The sequence below is a fragment of the Nocardia sp. NPDC003345 genome (genome assembly GCF_053589395.1).
In genome coordinates this window covers 1-16621 of sequence record NZ_JBSFRU010000119.1, presented here as the reverse complement: position 1 = coordinate 16621, position 16621 = coordinate 1, and the positions used below count along the sequence as shown (strand labels likewise).

At 70.1% G+C, this 16621-nt stretch carries 2 protein-coding genes; one reads left to right on the top strand and one right to left on the bottom strand.

From position 1 onward, the window contains the following. On the bottom strand, positions 1 to 312 hold a 312-nt coding region (locus tag ACWDU1_RS15510; protein WP_449999024.1), incomplete at its 3' end, for a hypothetical protein. A gap of 6 nt (positions 313 to 318) precedes the next feature. Between ACWDU1_RS15510 and ACWDU1_RS15505 the strand changes: the two genes are divergently transcribed. Continuing rightward, positions 319 to 16621 (top strand): hypothetical protein (locus tag ACWDU1_RS15505; RefSeq protein WP_449999022.1); only part of this gene is annotated, 16303 nt, incomplete at its 3' end.

Sequence of the window (16621 nt, the reverse complement as noted above, 5' to 3'; positions counted from 1 at the left end):
GACGATGAGGAGAGTGCCGGTCGTCGAGACGATGAGGAGAGTGCCGGTCGTCGAGACGATGAAGAGAGTGCCGGTCGTCGAGACGATGAAGAGGGTGCGGGTCGTCGGGACGATGAAGAGGGTGCGGGTCGTCGAGACGATGAAGAGCGGGAACCCGCTCGGCGCGCACCGCCGGAATCCGGAACGGATCCCGGTCGCGACAGGCCCGACGACGGCGACCCCACCTATCGTGACTCCGACGGCAGACTGCATCATCGGGACGATCCGCCCGGTACGTGGCGGGACAGCGATTTCCGGCTCCGTGATCAGCACGGCTGGGTGCCCGATCCGCTCGCCGAGGGCAGTGGATACCAGTATCGGGCGCAGCCCGGCGAATCCACGCCGTACCGGCCGGCCGATCCCGATGCCGCCGCCGACCTCGCCGCGGTGTCGGCCGAGCGGATGGCGCTGCAGGCCGAACGCGACCGGGTCGCCGCGGACCTCCAGGCGCTGGCGGTCGAGGTGGGCCTCGTCGCCCGGATCGATCTGGCCGATCTGCGGTATCTGACGCCGAACAAGATCCTCGACGAGATCGCCCACGAAGAGCAGCAGATACAACACGACGAGGGGCTCAGCGACAGCGAGCGGTCCGAGCGTCTGGCCTTGATCGACGATCTGCACCAGCGCGCCGAAGAGTACCGGGATCTGGTCCGCCAGGAGGTCGTCACCTCGCAGCGCCTCGGCGAGATCGGCGGTCTCGCCTACGCACTCGATCCGGAGCTGCATCCCGGAGCCGTCCAGCTCACACCGTTCGAGGGCGGGAGCACCGCGGCCAACGTCGTCGATGTGGCGGTTCTGATACCCGGGCGACCGCCGAAGCTGCTGGTGGTGGAGGCCAAAGGTGTCGGTTCCACGCTGGGCGGATCGAGACTGGCCGACGCGCAACAGGGTGCCCCCGAATATCTGCGGCGCACCCTCGCCATGGACCGGAACCTCGCCACTGTGCTCACCGAGAGCCCCGAGCAGATGCGGGCCCGCGGGGTGGATCCGGACAGCGAAGAGGGCCGGGCGCTGCGCGATGCCCGCGACGACCTGCTGGCGGCCCACCTCGACGGCACGTTGCAGATCGAATACCACCAGGTGCGGACCGCGGTCGACGGCGATATCACGGTGCGCCGGTTCGATCTCACCCGAGACGGCGAGCCGGTCCGCATCGACATCATCGGCGGCGTCGACAACCTGGATGCCGACGGGGTTCTCGGTGACGACGAAGGTCGCGGCCGCGTCGACTATCGGTATCGGGCACAGCCCGGCGCGGAGCAGCCCTACCTGGCGACCGATCCGGCGATCGCCCGGCAGATGGCCGAAGCCGTTGTCCAGCGGGCCGAACAGCGGGCCGAGCACGCCCGGCTCGACGCAGCCCGTGCGCGGCTGGCCGCGGAGCTCGCCGACTTCGCACAGCGCGATCTCACCGATCTCCGCTACCGCAAACCGGAGGTCGCGGCGGAGGAGATCGCGCGGCAGGAGCACCGGGTCCGCCGGGATCCCGCGCTGAATGAAACCCGGCGGGCGCAGCGGCTGGCGATACTCGACGAACTGCGCGAGCACGCCCGGCAGTTCCATGATCTGCGGCTGCGGGAAGTCGCCACCTCACAGCATCTCGGTGAGCTGGGCGGGTTGGCCTACGCGTTGGATCCGGAGCTGCACCCCGGCGTCGTGCAGCTCACTCCGCTGGAAGGCGACAGCACCGCGAGCAATGTCGTGGATATCGCGGCCCTGATTCCGGGGTCCGGCAACACGCCGCCGAAATTGCTAGTGGTCGAGGCCAAGGGTGGCGGATCACCGCTCGGTGGTTCGAGAAGAGTCGACGCGCAACAGGGGTCTCCCGAATATCTCCGGCGGACCTTGGCGATCGACAGCAACCTCGCCCGGCTGCTCGGGGAGACACCCGCTCAACTGCGTTCCCGGGGAATCGATCCGGACAGCGACACCGGTCGCGCGCTGCTCCGTGCCCGGGACGAATTGCTCGCCGCCCATCGGGACGGAACGCTGCAGGTCGAGTACGTGGTGGTACGGACCGTCGCCGAGGGTGAGACCACCGTCCGGCGGTTCGATCTGGAGCGGAACGGGCGGCCGGTGTCGTTCGACGTCATCGGTGGTATCGACAGATCCCTCGAGAACGGTGGTGACGAAGGCCGGGTGCCCGGTGCGCGAGATGATCGCCCGCCCTCGACCGCGGCCGACACTCGGCCGTTGCCCACCGTCGGTGACACACAACCCATACCGCGCACCGAGGACACGCAGCCGCTCCCGAACGTGGCCGGTGACCCACCTCCACCGGCCGGCGGAACCGGCCGCGTGTCGGATACCGAACTGCTCGGCGCACCCGACGACGATGCCTGGTCGGGCCTGCCCGCGGACGAGGTCGGTGCGCGGTTGCGGGACGAACTGCGCGCGATCACCGGCAACCCTCGCTTCGAGGTCTTCGGGTTCGACCGGCCGGAGGTACATCCGGAGGTGGCACGCGAATACGCCCGGGCGCTGGTCGATATGTTCGCCGCGCACCCGCCGGCGCGGCTGAACGCGGTGGGTTTCCGTGGCGGCATGCCGGAGGGCGTATTCGGCCACACCCGGTGGATGCTCGACGGCGGTGTCCGGCGCGCCGACGTGATCGAGTTCAACGCCGATATGGCCCGTGATCCCGCGCAGGTACGCCGCGCCACCGACTACAACGCCGGCACCGGATGGTTCCCCGACTCCGTACGGCACCGGCCCGCGTACGCGCGGGCGGTGCACGAATTCGGCCATGTCCTCGATGCCGCCGGCGATCACGCCTCGCGCCGTGAGCTCAACGGTCACCTACTGCGGGAGTTCTTCCGGCGCCATCCGGACGCCACCAGCATCGAAGACTATTTCAGCTGGTTGCGGGAATCGCTCAGCGGCTACAGCTTCCATCCCCGGAGCCCGCATCTCAACCCCGCCGAGGCGCTGGCGGAAGCCTTCCTCGCCGTGACGATGAGCCGGCTCGACCCGGACGGGTTCGCACCGCCGGCTCCCGGCAACGCGGTACGGATCGTCTACGACCTCCTGGTCCGGTCGGCCGACGAGCCTCCGCGAAGCTCCTTCGGTTGGTTCGATACTCCCGAACTGGGCACGCCGGGCCCGGCGACCCAGGGACCCGGACCACCCGACCGCACGGGGACCGACGCCGGCCGGGACGGCGACGCGGACCCGGAGGACGGCGACGGCACGAACCGGCCCGAGTCCACGCCGGACCCGGTCGCCCTGGATCTGACGCGGTCGCCGGCCGGCCGGCTCGACGGCTGGCAGTTCTCCCACGATCCGGCGGCCGCGCAGGTCCGGGAAGTTCTCACGCGCAGCGAGATCGGCCGGCACGCGCTCCAGGTGCTGCGGGAGGCGGGGGCGACCGTCCGGTTCGAGGAACCGGGCACCGACTCGGGTCGTGCGGACGAATTCAACGGCCGGACGATGGAGGTGTTCATCGGATCCGGCGGGCGTGGCGAACTCGGGCAGGCGGCGGCGGTGATCCGCGCGGCGACGTTGGCCGAGGCCGTTGTGCAGGGCCGGGTGGAGGTGACACCCTCCAGGATCCGGGAGCTGTCCGAAACCGAGCACGCGGCCGCCTGGGCTCGGGTCGAGGGTGAAGCGCTGGGACGGCAGGCGCGGTTCCAGCGGGATATGGGCCGGGACGGGTACGAACTCTCCGCCCCCGGCCTGTCCGATCCGCTCGATGCCGAATACCGGCGTCTGCTCGACGATGCGTACCTCGACGCCTACGATGCCGCGGTCCGGTATGCCACCGAGGGCGTGCCCTACGATTCCGGCGCCGTTCCGGTGGACACCCGGGCAGCCGAAGTAGACCGTCTCGCCGGGATCCGGGACGAGATCGCCGCGATCCGGGACACCGCTGTCGCCGACCGCGATGCCCTCATGGGGGCGCTGGGCGTCGATCCCCGGGACGTGGCCACTCCGGCGGACACGGACCGGACGGTCGACAGGCTTCTCCACCGGACGATGCGAGCCGACCGGATCGCCGAGCACGCCGAACGTGTGGAAGCGCTGCAGGCCGCGGTAGACCTGGTCTCCGGCCTGGACGACCGGTTGCACCGGGCGGACATGGAGGTCACGGCCGCCGGTGGACCGGACGGACTGCCCCGGCGCCTGGATCCGGGCGCGGACGCCGAACTGCTGCACCGGTTCGCGGTCGCCGAGGCGGTGTCCCGACTGATGCTGCACCCGTTGTTCGAGTCCCCGCGAACCCCGGACTCCGCCGCGGGCCGGCCGGACGTGGACGCTCAGCGGCCGGCGCGGCCGGCGGATCCGGACGAGTACGTACCCTCGTCGCTGACCGCGGCGCGCGAGGTCGAGAGGCTGGTCCGGGCGCAGGCGGACCGGGCTCGCGAACTGGGTCGTATCGAAACGGCCCAGGCCGCGGTCGCCTCCGATCTCCGCCTGCTCAGCGGGCTGACGGGCGAGCACACCCGAGTGGCGGCGGAACGCGACCACCTGCTCGAGCAGATCCGGACCGTGGTCGTCCGGGACACCGTCGCCGCCACCCAGCGCACCGACGGCGCGGCACCGGAGCGGATTCGGATCCATATCGACGAATCCGGAGTGGTGTCGGTCGGGCGCGACCACGGCACCGACCGGCCGGCGTCCCGTCCGGATACACCCACGCCGTCGCGCGCCGGCACCGACCCGGACGGAACCGAACTGTCGCGAGCCGTGGACGAGACCACGAAGAAGGCATTCGACGAGCTGCACGAAGCCGCACGGCGAACGGGAAGCATGGGCACCGCGGGCTGGGTGAAACGAACCCTCGATCAGCACCGTGTCGAGATCGTCCTCGGAGCCGGGCCGGAGACCGCCGTGCACCGGACCCCGGGGTCCCGCGCCCGCTTCGGTACCGGAGCCGGATACGACCCGGTGACCCGCACTCTCACCCTGCATCCCGGTGACAATCCCGCCGAGCATGCGCGCCAACTCGTGTATGCCGCGCGGATGGCCGATCAGTTCGCGGATGCCGACCCCGCGGCCGAACGGCTGAACCTGTCTCGCGACGAATACAGCGCCCTGATGCTCGACCGCGTCGCGGAAGCCCACGCGCTGGCCTTCCGGGACCTGATCGGCCTCCGGGCCCAGCCGCCGAAACCGGCTCCCGACGATCCACTGGCCCGGATCTACGCCGACGCGTTCGTCGACGGATACCGGACCGCCGAATCCGCCTACGGATCCCGCAGAACGCTCGGCGGTGAACGCGGCTGGTTCTACTCCGCCGGTCACCGGGCCGGATTCCGCGCCGTGCGGGCGCATTTGGACGCTCAGGGACCGTTGGTCGGCGAGGTCCCACTGGGAGCACATTTCGCCGGGGTCTGGGATCGCGCGCACGGGATATCCACGGCCGACGGCGCCGAACCCCCGACCCCGCGCCGGATTCCGGAGGACACCGCGGCGGACCGGTCGCATCGGGCCCGAGGTCTCGCCGATGAGGTCGAAGGTCTGCGGATCCTGCGCGATCTCGGCCGGTACGTACCGGAGGGACCGGCCGAAACCGCCTTCCAGAAGGCCTACGACAAGGAACTCGCCCGCGCTCAGCGGCGCACCGGCGCCCAGGAATCGCCGGAGCAGGCGGCACGGCGCGCCGGAGTCGAGGCGCTGGAGCGTTACCTGCGCAGAACCGGCCTCGAAGACGCCGAGATCGCCCAGGATGTGGTGCGCGCCATCACCGAGGGCGGCGGAGTGCCATGGGGACACCCGAAAGAGGTCTTCGGCCGGCACGAAGCCGGACCGGCGGAGCGGGCGCGGAACTCGGGCGCGGAGCCCGGCCCGGATATGCCGCGGCGGGCGGTCGACCGGGAACTGGACCGCTTCGCACAGCCTGCGCGGATGGGCGACCGTCCCGAGCGGCTCACCGACCGGGTCCTGCGAGTGCTCGATCCACATCCGCGTCTGGTGATCTACGCCCGGCCCGGCGAACACCTCGACGCCCTGCACGAACTCGGACTGCTGCATCCCGAATACAGCGACGCGATCTGGAAGCAGCCCAACGGGCTCGATTATCAGCAGGTGACGGCCGACGACGACGGTGAACCGGTTGTCACGCCCATCAACCGCGCGACGGCCGAAGGGCCGTACCGCATGCGTGACCGGCTGGGCGAGCGGGACCAGATGCTCGCCCATTATCTGCGGTTCCGCGCCGAGGGAAAGGTGGAGCCGGGGTTCGCCGACTGGCTGAAACAACTCGGTCCCGACGCCTTCTACACGCGGGAAGACCAGCGCAACACCCATCGGCCCCGGACTGTCGGTGACCTGCGCGACGATTTCCTGTCGATCGGTCACCGGCGGATGGAGGCGTCCGGCGGATCTCTGCCTCCGGAGCATCCGGCCCACGTCGCCCACAATGTGCACACCCGGCGGGTCCCCGTGGGATCCAGCGGCGGGAGGCATCCGAACCATTACCGGCTGGAGGTCTTCCCGTTCGGCGCCGGGCATCTGGCGGTATCGCTGGAACCCGATGGGCACGGGGGCTGGCGGGTCCCCCCGCCGCTCGGTGTCGAAGGCAGCACGAACGTTCTCTCCCGGTACTTCCAGGGTATGACGGCGGATACGCGGGAGGCCCTGGTCAAGCGGATCGTGGGTGTTCTGAACGATCCCACCGCCGCGCTCACCGCCGAAGGCCGGCCGCGCGGGCGGATGGGTCGCCTCATGGACCGGATGGGCCTCGGCGCGGACCGCCGGAACGAGGACCAACTGCCGCCCGGGGATGAGGACAGCGGCCGCGACGCACCGGATTTCCTGGGCGGCGAAGACGGCGAGATTCCGCCCGCCGATGGTCGGCCGGACGACGATGCCGATACTCCGGCCCTTCGCGACCGCGCCGACGAGATCGACGACGAATGGTCGGGTATGGGCCTCGACGAGATCGTCGCCACCCTCCGGGAGCGGTATCCGCTCCGCGAGATCAGCGGTTTCAGTCATCCCGACGACCCCGCGGTGCCGCCGCTGGACCTCCCGCTGGTACGCGAGATCGCCCGTGCCGTCGATCTGATGATGTCGCGGTTCCCGATGCTGGAACTGCACAACCTGCGCATCGCTCCCGTTACCGACAGGGAGCATGTGCGGGGACTCGCGCACTACGGTTTCGATGCCGGCGATATCGGCCGGTACGTCACCGATACGATCACGCTCAACGAGCGGCTGCTACGGAACCCGGCGGAATTCTATGCGTCGCGGCAGCGCTCCGAGCACAATATGCATTCGCCGCGTAACTCGGCGGCCCGGCCCGCGTTCGCCACCACCGTTCACGAACTGGGCCACGGGCTGGATTTCGCGGGCGGTATGCGAGCTCGGGGGCTCGAGGTCTTCCCGGACGGCTCGGAGGCCGGGTCGGTGGAGTTGCTGCTGATCGAGTACTACACGGAGAAGACCGGTGGTTTCGATCCGGATGAATTCAGTGTCTGGCTGAACCAGCTCGGCGGCTACAGCTTCACCGCCGACGGTGAGCTGAACCGGACGGAGATGCTGGCGGACGCCGTGCTGGACGTGGTCCTCAACGGCGATGACGCCACCGAACCCGCGCGGATCATCTACGGCGCGTTGCTGCGGGAAGCGCTGGACAACTATTACGACGCGTTCGATACCGGGGCGGGTCTGCTGCGGCCGAGTGATCTGGGCCTGGAACCCGGCATCGGCGGCCGCGAAGCCGAGCCCGGTTCGCCCGGGCGGCCCGGCGAGGACACCGGGCTCACCGATCCGGCCGGATCGCGCGGCACGCCGGACACCGATCAATGGTCGGAGTTGGGCCTGGCCGAGATCGGCGACAGGCTTCGTGACCATGTTCGCGCGGCGACCGGGAACCCGGATTTCGAGGTACGCGGTTTCGACTGGGCACCCGCACCCGATTCCCGGCCTCACCGGTCGATCGACGGCTATCCCTCCCGCCCGCCGGAATCGGTGGATATCGCCCAAGGGCGCGAGTTCGCCCGTGCGATAGCGGATCTGACCACCCGCCATCCGCGCGTGGCCTTGCCCGCGGTGGAAGTAGTTCCGGGACCCTCATCTCGAAGCGACTCGATCGCGTCCGCCGACGGCGCGCTGCGGCTGCATTCCGGTCGCGCCGACTCCGGTGACCGGACCGATCTGCGTTCGACCTACCGGAACACCGCGCGGGCGTTCGCCGAGGTCATGAACAGCACCACCGGCAGGCTCGCCGAAGATGCGGTCGGTGAGGTCCTGGCGCAGTACTACTCGTACAACAGGCTGGGTGACCAGCACCGGCTGGCTTTCCTCGACTGGATGCAGAACACGGTGGATGTCTTCGAGACCTCCAATGTCACCCGGAGGCGGTCCTCCTGGGAGCCGGATACGATCCTGGCCGACGCGTTCGCCGAGGTCATGGTTCGTGGCCGCGACCGGGCAGGGCAACATTTCGTCCTGCTGCACGATCTGCTCGTGGCCCAGGACGGTATCGAGGCGCGGGCCGGCGGCTTCGATCCGGATGTGAACCTGAGCCGCGTGGTCATGATGGACCACCCCGAGTGGGTGCTGGGCGCGCCCCGCAACGACGAGTGGTCCGCGCTCACACCCGTCGAAGTGGGAGACAAACTGCGGGCCGAACTGCGGGAAGCGCTGGGCAATCCGGAGCTGACTGTGTTCGGATTCGACAGCGACGGATTGCATCCGGTGATCGTGCGCGAGATCGCCCGCGGGTTGACCGATATGGCCCGGCTCTATCCGATGGCCGATATCCAGCGCGTCGGATTCGGGGACGGCTACCACTTGTCGATCACAGTGCCCGGATCGGATTCGGGCGCCGGTACCCGACGTCCGGCCGTGCTGACCTTCGACGACCGATCGGCGCGGGATATCGGCGCGTTCGCGATGCCGCCGATCTCCGTCGAGTACTACCACGCCGCGGATTCGGGTGCGCGGACCCGCCCGGTGTATGCGAACGCGGTACAGCAGTGGGCGCGAGCTCTGGACATCACCGGCCGGGAATCGGTGCACAAGCTGGTCGACAACGCGTTGCGGGTGCATTACGCCGGCCACAATCTCGGGGACGCGAGCGAAGAAGGTTACGTCAGCTGGTTGAAATCGCAGTTCAGCGAGCACGTTTTCGAGACCACCTCCGGCGAAATGGACCACGGGTGGGCGCTGGAGGAGGCGTTCGATCAGGTCGTGACCCGTGGCCGTGACGGTGCGGGCGCGCATATGGTCCGCCTGCACGACCTCTTGGTCCGGGCGGCGGACCGGAATTCGCCGCGCGCGGCGATCGGGCGGTTCCTGGATCAGATCCGGTTCGCGAACGTCGGGCTGGAGACCGCCGCGTACGAGGCGATGTGGCGGGTGCTCGACAAACCGGCACCGGCTCCGGCTCCCCCGCAGCTGGGTGCGACGCCGGCGACCGAGCCCGCGCGGGATCCGGACTACGGCACCGCACCGGTGGACGGGCCGCTCGTGGACGATGAGGGGCCGCGAGACATCCCGGATTACGGCACCCGACCGGAGGAAATCGTGCCGCCGGACGGGACACGCGACTCCGGCGACAGAACACCTCCGGCCGGGGACGATCCCGATCCGGGGGTGCGGGACCGAATGGCGGCCCACGATCCGGACGGGGACGATCCCGGTCCCGACAGCGACGACACCGGTGATCGCGGACCGGAACTCTCCGATACCGAGTCGCTCGGCGCACCGGAAAGCGACGAATGGTCGAATCTGAGTCCGGAAGAGGTCGGGGAGAGACTGCGCGACCATATGCGGGAGGTCACCGGGAATCCCGATTTCCGGGTGTTCGGCTTCGACCTCGCCGATCTGAACCCGGAGATCGTGCGCGAATACGCCCGCGCGATCACCGATATGTACGCGCGGTTCCCGCAGGCCGATATTCGGTCCGTCGGAATCGGCGATATCCGGGAAGGAGTGCTCGCGGACGCGGGACCCGCCCTCGACCCGGACACCGGCTCGCACTATGCCGAGGACATCACCCTCAACTACCGGCACGCCACGAGTATCGAGAACTTCCTCGGCCAGATCGATAATGCCCTGGGGAACAAGATATTCTCGCGGACCGTTCTACGACGGCCCGTCTATGCCATCACGGTGCATGAATTCGGGCATGTCCTGGACTACGCCGGAAATGGTGTCGCGCGGCTGGTGGCCGAAGCCCAGCTGCTGGATCGCTCCGCCGCCGACCCCGACGGCAACTTCGGCCGGTGGCTGGCGGAACTCAGCGGGTACAGCCGTAATGCGGACGGCGACCTCTGGGCGCCGGAGGCGCTGGCCGAAGCGCTGATGGAGTACGTGCTGCGCGGCGCGGACGCGGTACCCACGCCGGTCCGTGAACTCGCCGAATTGCTGATAGGCGTCGCCGAGGACGGACGCTCCTGGACGGGTTTCGGGGAACTGGCCCGCCGGAAACTGGGTTTACCACCCGGCGGGATGGACGCGAACCGCGACGCGGTGGACGCCGGACGAGAACCCCCGGCCGGCGAGGACGGCGAATCCGATCCGGGGCGGCGGCTTCCGGCCCCCGGTGAATCCGGTGGCGGCAAGAAACCCCCGGGCGGCCCGCCGAATCCCGCATCCTCGCCGGACGACTCCGATGGGCAGACGCCCGACGATGCGGGGGAGGACCGGGACCAACCGGACGGCTCCGACGGTGTCGTCGTACCGCTGGTCATGGATGTCGACGGCACACCTGTCCGGTTCTACCTGGTCCCCGAAGGCACAGACCGCTGGCGACTGGTGCCGCACAGCGAGATGCAGATCGGGCCGGACCGGCTGGCGTCGGCGCGGCCGGTGGGCCGGTCGGAGCGCGAACTCGAGGCGATCCGGCGGATGTGGCCGTATCGCGAGCAGCAGGTCAAGTACCCGTCGGGTTCCGGCTGGGACAGCCGGGGACAGGCGGCCATCGCCGACGGCGCCGCCGGAATCGGGGATATCGCGAATCCGCCTCCGCCCCAGCCGGCCCCACCGCCGCCGACCCCGGACCACCCCGTTATCGGCCCGGCGCCGGAATCGGGCCCGCCGGACCCCACCCTGCTGCGTATCGCCCAGCAGGCACCGGTGTGGATCCAGAACCGCGAGCACATCCCACTGTTCGGCCGGTTGTCGGCGCGGATGCGCGATACCGCCGGTGAATTCCTGCCGATGTACCCGGACGACAGCGGTAACGAGTATCAGCCGTGGCTCACCGACGGCGACCTCGACGCCGCGCGTGACCAGCTGCTCGAGTTCCTGGACCTGAACCGCATCACCTCCGAAGCCGCACTGCGCGATCTGCTGACGGTCGCGGGCCGGCCCGACGCCGATCCCGAGCAGCAGCAACGGATCCTCGACGAGCTGCGCGATCGCGGTCTCATAACCGACGAGGAAGCCGACAGTCTGGCCGACGCGCTGGCCGAAGAACGGGAAGGCGGTGCCCGGCCCCCGGTCGGGCCGGCGCCCGACGGCGAGAGCCTGACCGACGCCGCCCAGCGGCTGCTGGATATCGAACTGCCCGACGAGAGCCCGGAAACGCTCGCCGGGATCATCGACGAACAGCAGTACCGGGTCGTGCGCGCGACCGGCGCCATCGAAGGGCTCGCGGCCGCGGTCCGGCGTTACCTGATCGAGCAGACCCTGCCCTACACCATGCAGGACGCGCCCCCGGGGGCGGACTCCGAGCGGGGCATTCCGCGCGCGGACGCGCCGGGCGAGCTGGATGGTCCGCGCCGCCCCGCCGCGGACGAGGTCGACGACGGATTCCGGGACGACGACGCGTTCTTCGATGAGGACGGGTTCCTCGATGACGACGACGCTCCCGCGCCCGAGCGGCCACGCCGGTTCGCGCGACCCGACCCGGCGGGCCGGCCGGTTCCGTTCCTCGACGAGGTCAGTTTCATCGACCAGAACCCGATGGGCCGGCTGCTCATCGAGATCCTCGCCGCTTTCGGGCACGACCCCGGTCTGCTCGCGTCCACGGTGGTGGAGAACGGCGCCGACGAACTGCCCATGTGGGGCGAGGCCTCGGAACTCGGCCGTGATGAGGGGCTGCGCCGGTTCTTCGAGAACGCGCTGCGCCGCGACCAGATCCGCGACGAACTGGCGAGCTGGGCGGCGATGCGCGACCTCTCGCTGCAGGAGCTGCTCACCGATCCCGAAGGCGTGGTGGACCGTTTACGCGCCGAGAACGTGGCGCGAGCGCAGCGGGTCGCCGAATTCGTCGACGCGGTCCGGCGCACGCTGGCGGAACCCGATCTCACCGACCCGGTGGGCGACCTGCTGGGGCGCCAGATCGTGCGGATACCGGGTGGTGACGGACAGCCCGACCGGCTGCTCGTGGTCGGTGGGCCGCGCGACCGTAACCAGGTACTCGCCGACGCGCTCGCCGCCGACCGCAGTCTGGCCGCGCAACTCGACAGCGGCGAACTCGTTCTGGACTACCGGCACGCGAGGCGCGACTGGACGGGTGAATCCGTGCTGGATCCGGCGCCCGTGCCGCCGATGCGCTATCTGCGGGAAACGATGTTCGGCCGCGAACTCGATGTGCTGGTCGTGCGCGGGGTGGACGGCGAATGGCACCAGTTCCAGGGTTCCGCCGACGCTCACCGGGCCGCACTCGGCGACGCCCCGCCCCGGCCCGCCCGGCAGGTTGCCGCCGAGATCGCCGCCGTACTACACGAACTCGGTATCGGCCCCGACACCGTGCTACCGGAGAATCTGCGCCGGACGGTAGCCGACCTGCTGCTGGACAACGCGGTCCGGGCGGTTCAGCTGGAGGCCCTGGTCGATTTCATCCGCTCGGCGACCGATATCGAGTTCTTCAACGAACTCACCGACGCCCGTAGCCGGCTCGCGGAACGCCTGGGCCTGAACCTGACGCCGGACCCGGACGCGCCCGAGCGAACGCTGACACCGAAAACGCTGGCCGAAGCGCTGGCCGCCGGTGGCCAGCGCCGTGCGCTGCGCGCCCAGCGATTCGGCGACCTGACCGAGTACGCCAAACGGCTACGAGAGTTCGACGCCGATGCTGTCGACGCGGCGCGCAACCGGCTGGCCGAGCGCCTGGTAAGCGATGCGATGGCGCGCAAGATGGCCACCGAGACCGCCGCCGAACGCGCCGAGGTCGATCGCCGGGTCGCGGCACTGCTTCGACCGCGATACATCAAGATGCCCGAGCCGGACGGGCGACTGCTGTACACGGTGAACGTCAAAGAGATCAATCCGCGGAAACTGTTGCAGCTGATCCGGCGTCTGGAACGCGACGGCCACGGTGATCTGGTGCGAGACGCGCTCGCCGAGTTCGCGACAGCCCTGTTCGATATCGACCCCTTCACCGAGGTACCGCACGGAGACCGCACCGGCGATCCGCGCATCGCCGACGGCCGCTTCCCGATGCACAGCCGCGGTGTCATCCGCGGACTACGCGGGCTGATCGCCGACGCGGTGCGTGGGGTCGGTGCCGACGATTTCGCGCAGGCCGTCGCCGATGCCGCGGCCCGGCCGGACAGCCACCGTATCCCCGATACCGACCCGGACCAGCGGCCGACGCCGAACCGCGACTGGGCCCGGCTGGTCGGTGTCGATCTGGTCGGCGCCGACGACAAGAGGTTCGTCGAGATCTACGAGGCCTATCGGGACGGCCGGATCGAGAATCACGAGGGTCTGAAGCCCGAAAAGCTCGCCGCGGAACTCGATACGTTGCGGCGAGAGGTCCGCGACCGCGCCGAACGTATCCAATCCCTCTTCCGGCTGCTCGACGAATACGCGCGCAGCCGGCAGGCCGATCTCGCCGGCGGCACCGGCCCGGTGCGGCCCATCGATGCATCCGAGCCGCGCGCGCCGGGCGACGCGGATTCCGACACGAGGGGAGCGGCCGCCCCCGGGCCCGACGGTCCGGCCGCGACCCCGGATCCGGAAACCGGCGACGCCGGCGACGGGAGCGGTACGCCGCCGGGCCCGCCTCCGGCCATGCCGGGAGATCCTGGGGTCCCGCCCGAACCCGGCCCCGCGCTGCCGGATTCGCATGCGGAGCTGATGGATTGGGTCGAACTGCGGCGGGCCGAGATCGCCGTCGAGGCAGCCGCCGACGAGGCCGCGTGGGCGCGCGGGGAGGCCGCGGCCCGGCCGGGCGACGAATTGCTGCGGTTCCGGGCCGAGCAGGCGGAACGGCTACTGGGTTACGCCCGTGAACGCCTCGACCGGCTCCGGCTGACCCAAGTGGATCGGGCCGCATGGCGGGCTCGGATGGACGCCGACAGTGCGCGTTTCCTGGCCGATATGGAACCGGGCAACTGGCTCGCGGCACAGCGCGCCGAGCTGGCCGACTGGGTCGCGCGAATGGCCGAGGACCGGGCCCGCTGGTGGCACCGGATGCTGGACGATCCAGGTGACGACGACAACCCGGCGGGTACGCCGCCCGGCGATTCCGGCCCGGACTCCGATACCGGGCCCGGCCCCGCTGCCCCGGAACCCGATTCCGACGCCGACTCCGAAGGCACCCCGAAACCCGGCCCCGACCCGGTCGCCGAGAACGACCCCGCCGCCGATCCCACACCCGACGGACTCGATTCCGTAGGCAAGGGCGGTAAGCCGGTGGCCGAGGGTGAGCAGCCGGTGGCCGAGGGCGAGCAGCCGGAGCGCGGTTCCCGGCCGCATGAACTGCTCGCCGACGCCCTGGTCGACGCGGTCGCGCGCAGTGACGAACTGCGTGCCCGGATCGATGAACTCACCCCCGCCCTGCGCACCCCCGTGGAAGAAGGCGCGTTCGCCGACGACCGGATCGCGGAGACCCTGCGTGAGCTTCGCGGCCGCGACCTGGACACCGGTGATCGCGAATTGGTCGACCGGATCGGTGACCTCGCGGCCCGCCTTGTCCATGCTCAGGAGGAGGTGCGCCGGATCACCGGTCGCATCGAATACGACCGGCTCGCCGGAGAGCGTCAGGGCGTCACCAGGGAGCGGGAATTCCTGCGGGCCAAAATCACCGATCGAGCCCGCAATCTCGGCCTGCTCGACCCGGCCGGCTGGGCCGATCTCGGGCCGGACGCGCGTGAGCAGATCATCCTGCGACTCGACGAGGAAACCCGCTATGACTCGGTCGAGGTCGGCGCGGGGATCGACGAGGTGCCCACCCGCGTCCGCAACCCGGTCGGTGAGCAGGAGCGGCAGCACCGCCGGGACCTGATCCGCAAACTCATCGCCCAGACCGCGGAGTTCGACGAACTCGGCTCCCGGCTGCGGGAACTGGACCGGCGGATCGCCGGTATGGAAACGGATCAGGAGTTCCTGGACCGGCCCCGCCCCGCCGAGGTGACCGCCGAGCTGGAACGTCCGGCGCGGGAACGTGCCGCCGAACTGCAGCGGATCAAACCGCGGCGGGCCATGCGCGACGATCTGGCCGGCCGGCTCGGACTCCTGGACGAGGGCGGCGATCCGGATGCTCTGCTGGCTCCCGGCGAACTGGACACGGTACTGGGTGATCTGCGCGCCCGCGCGTACCAGGAGTTCCGCGCGGGCGATCTGCGACCCTCCCGGTATCAGCAGCGGCTGCTCCAGATCGACGCCTTGGCCGACGCGGCCCGGGATGTGAACGAGGCCCATCATCGGATCGGTCGCCTGCAGGACGAGATGGCGCGGGTGGCCGGGGTCTGGCGGGGTCTGGTGGAGGCCGAAGGCGGCCGGATGGTCACCGACCGCGTCGGGGTCGTGGAGGGCGACGAGCCCCGGATCATCGTGTTCGGTCCGCGCCCGGACCCCCAGAACCCCCGCGCCGGCCACGACGCCGCCCTCGAACGCGCGCTCCGCGAAAGCCTCGCGGCCGCCCAGGCCATGGTGCGCCCCGAGACCACCGTCGAGTACCGGCGGGTGCTCGCGGGCCGGGAGGACAACTGGCGGGTCCAGGAGATGGATTCGCCGGAGGTCGAGCGGATGAGCACCGGCTGGGTCGGCGGCCGCCGTCTCGATATGACGCGCTGGCGTGACGCCGCGGGGGAATGGCATCCGGTGGATCCGACCCGCCCGGGGTGGCAGACCAATCGCGATGCCCCGGACCTGCCGAAGAAATTCGGCCAGAAAGACCTTCCCGACGGCGTGAGCGGCTGGGCCAGCGAGGATGTCATCAACGATATCGTCCTGCCCGGCGAGAACGTCCCGGCCGGCAAGATCCCGGAGAGCACGTTGCCGGTGAACGCGCCGATGGCTCCCAGCCAATACGACACCTCGGGTGTGGACCCCAAGGATCTCTTCTCCCAGCATTGGGGAGCGGACGCCTACAACGTGATGCGACTGGTGCTCATGGCCGCACTGGTGCCCAAACATCCGGCGGTGAAGGCGTGGATCCAGCGGCATCCGGAGATCGGCCGCTGGGTGGAGGCTCGACCGTGGCTGCAGAAACTGCCGCCGTTCGGGACGGTGTTCCGCGGGTACGAATGGTTCGCGCCGCCGGAGACCAATGTGCAGCCCATGCACCGGCGGTGGCAGGACAGCGACCATATCCCGGCCTCGGCGATGAACGAGATCCCGGCGGGATTACGCCGGGAATGGGAGCGCGAGGCCCGGGAATGGGCCGAGGTGCAGCAGTGGGCCGATCTGGAATACGAGCGGTTCCTCGGCGACGCCACCGATGTGGATCGGGTCG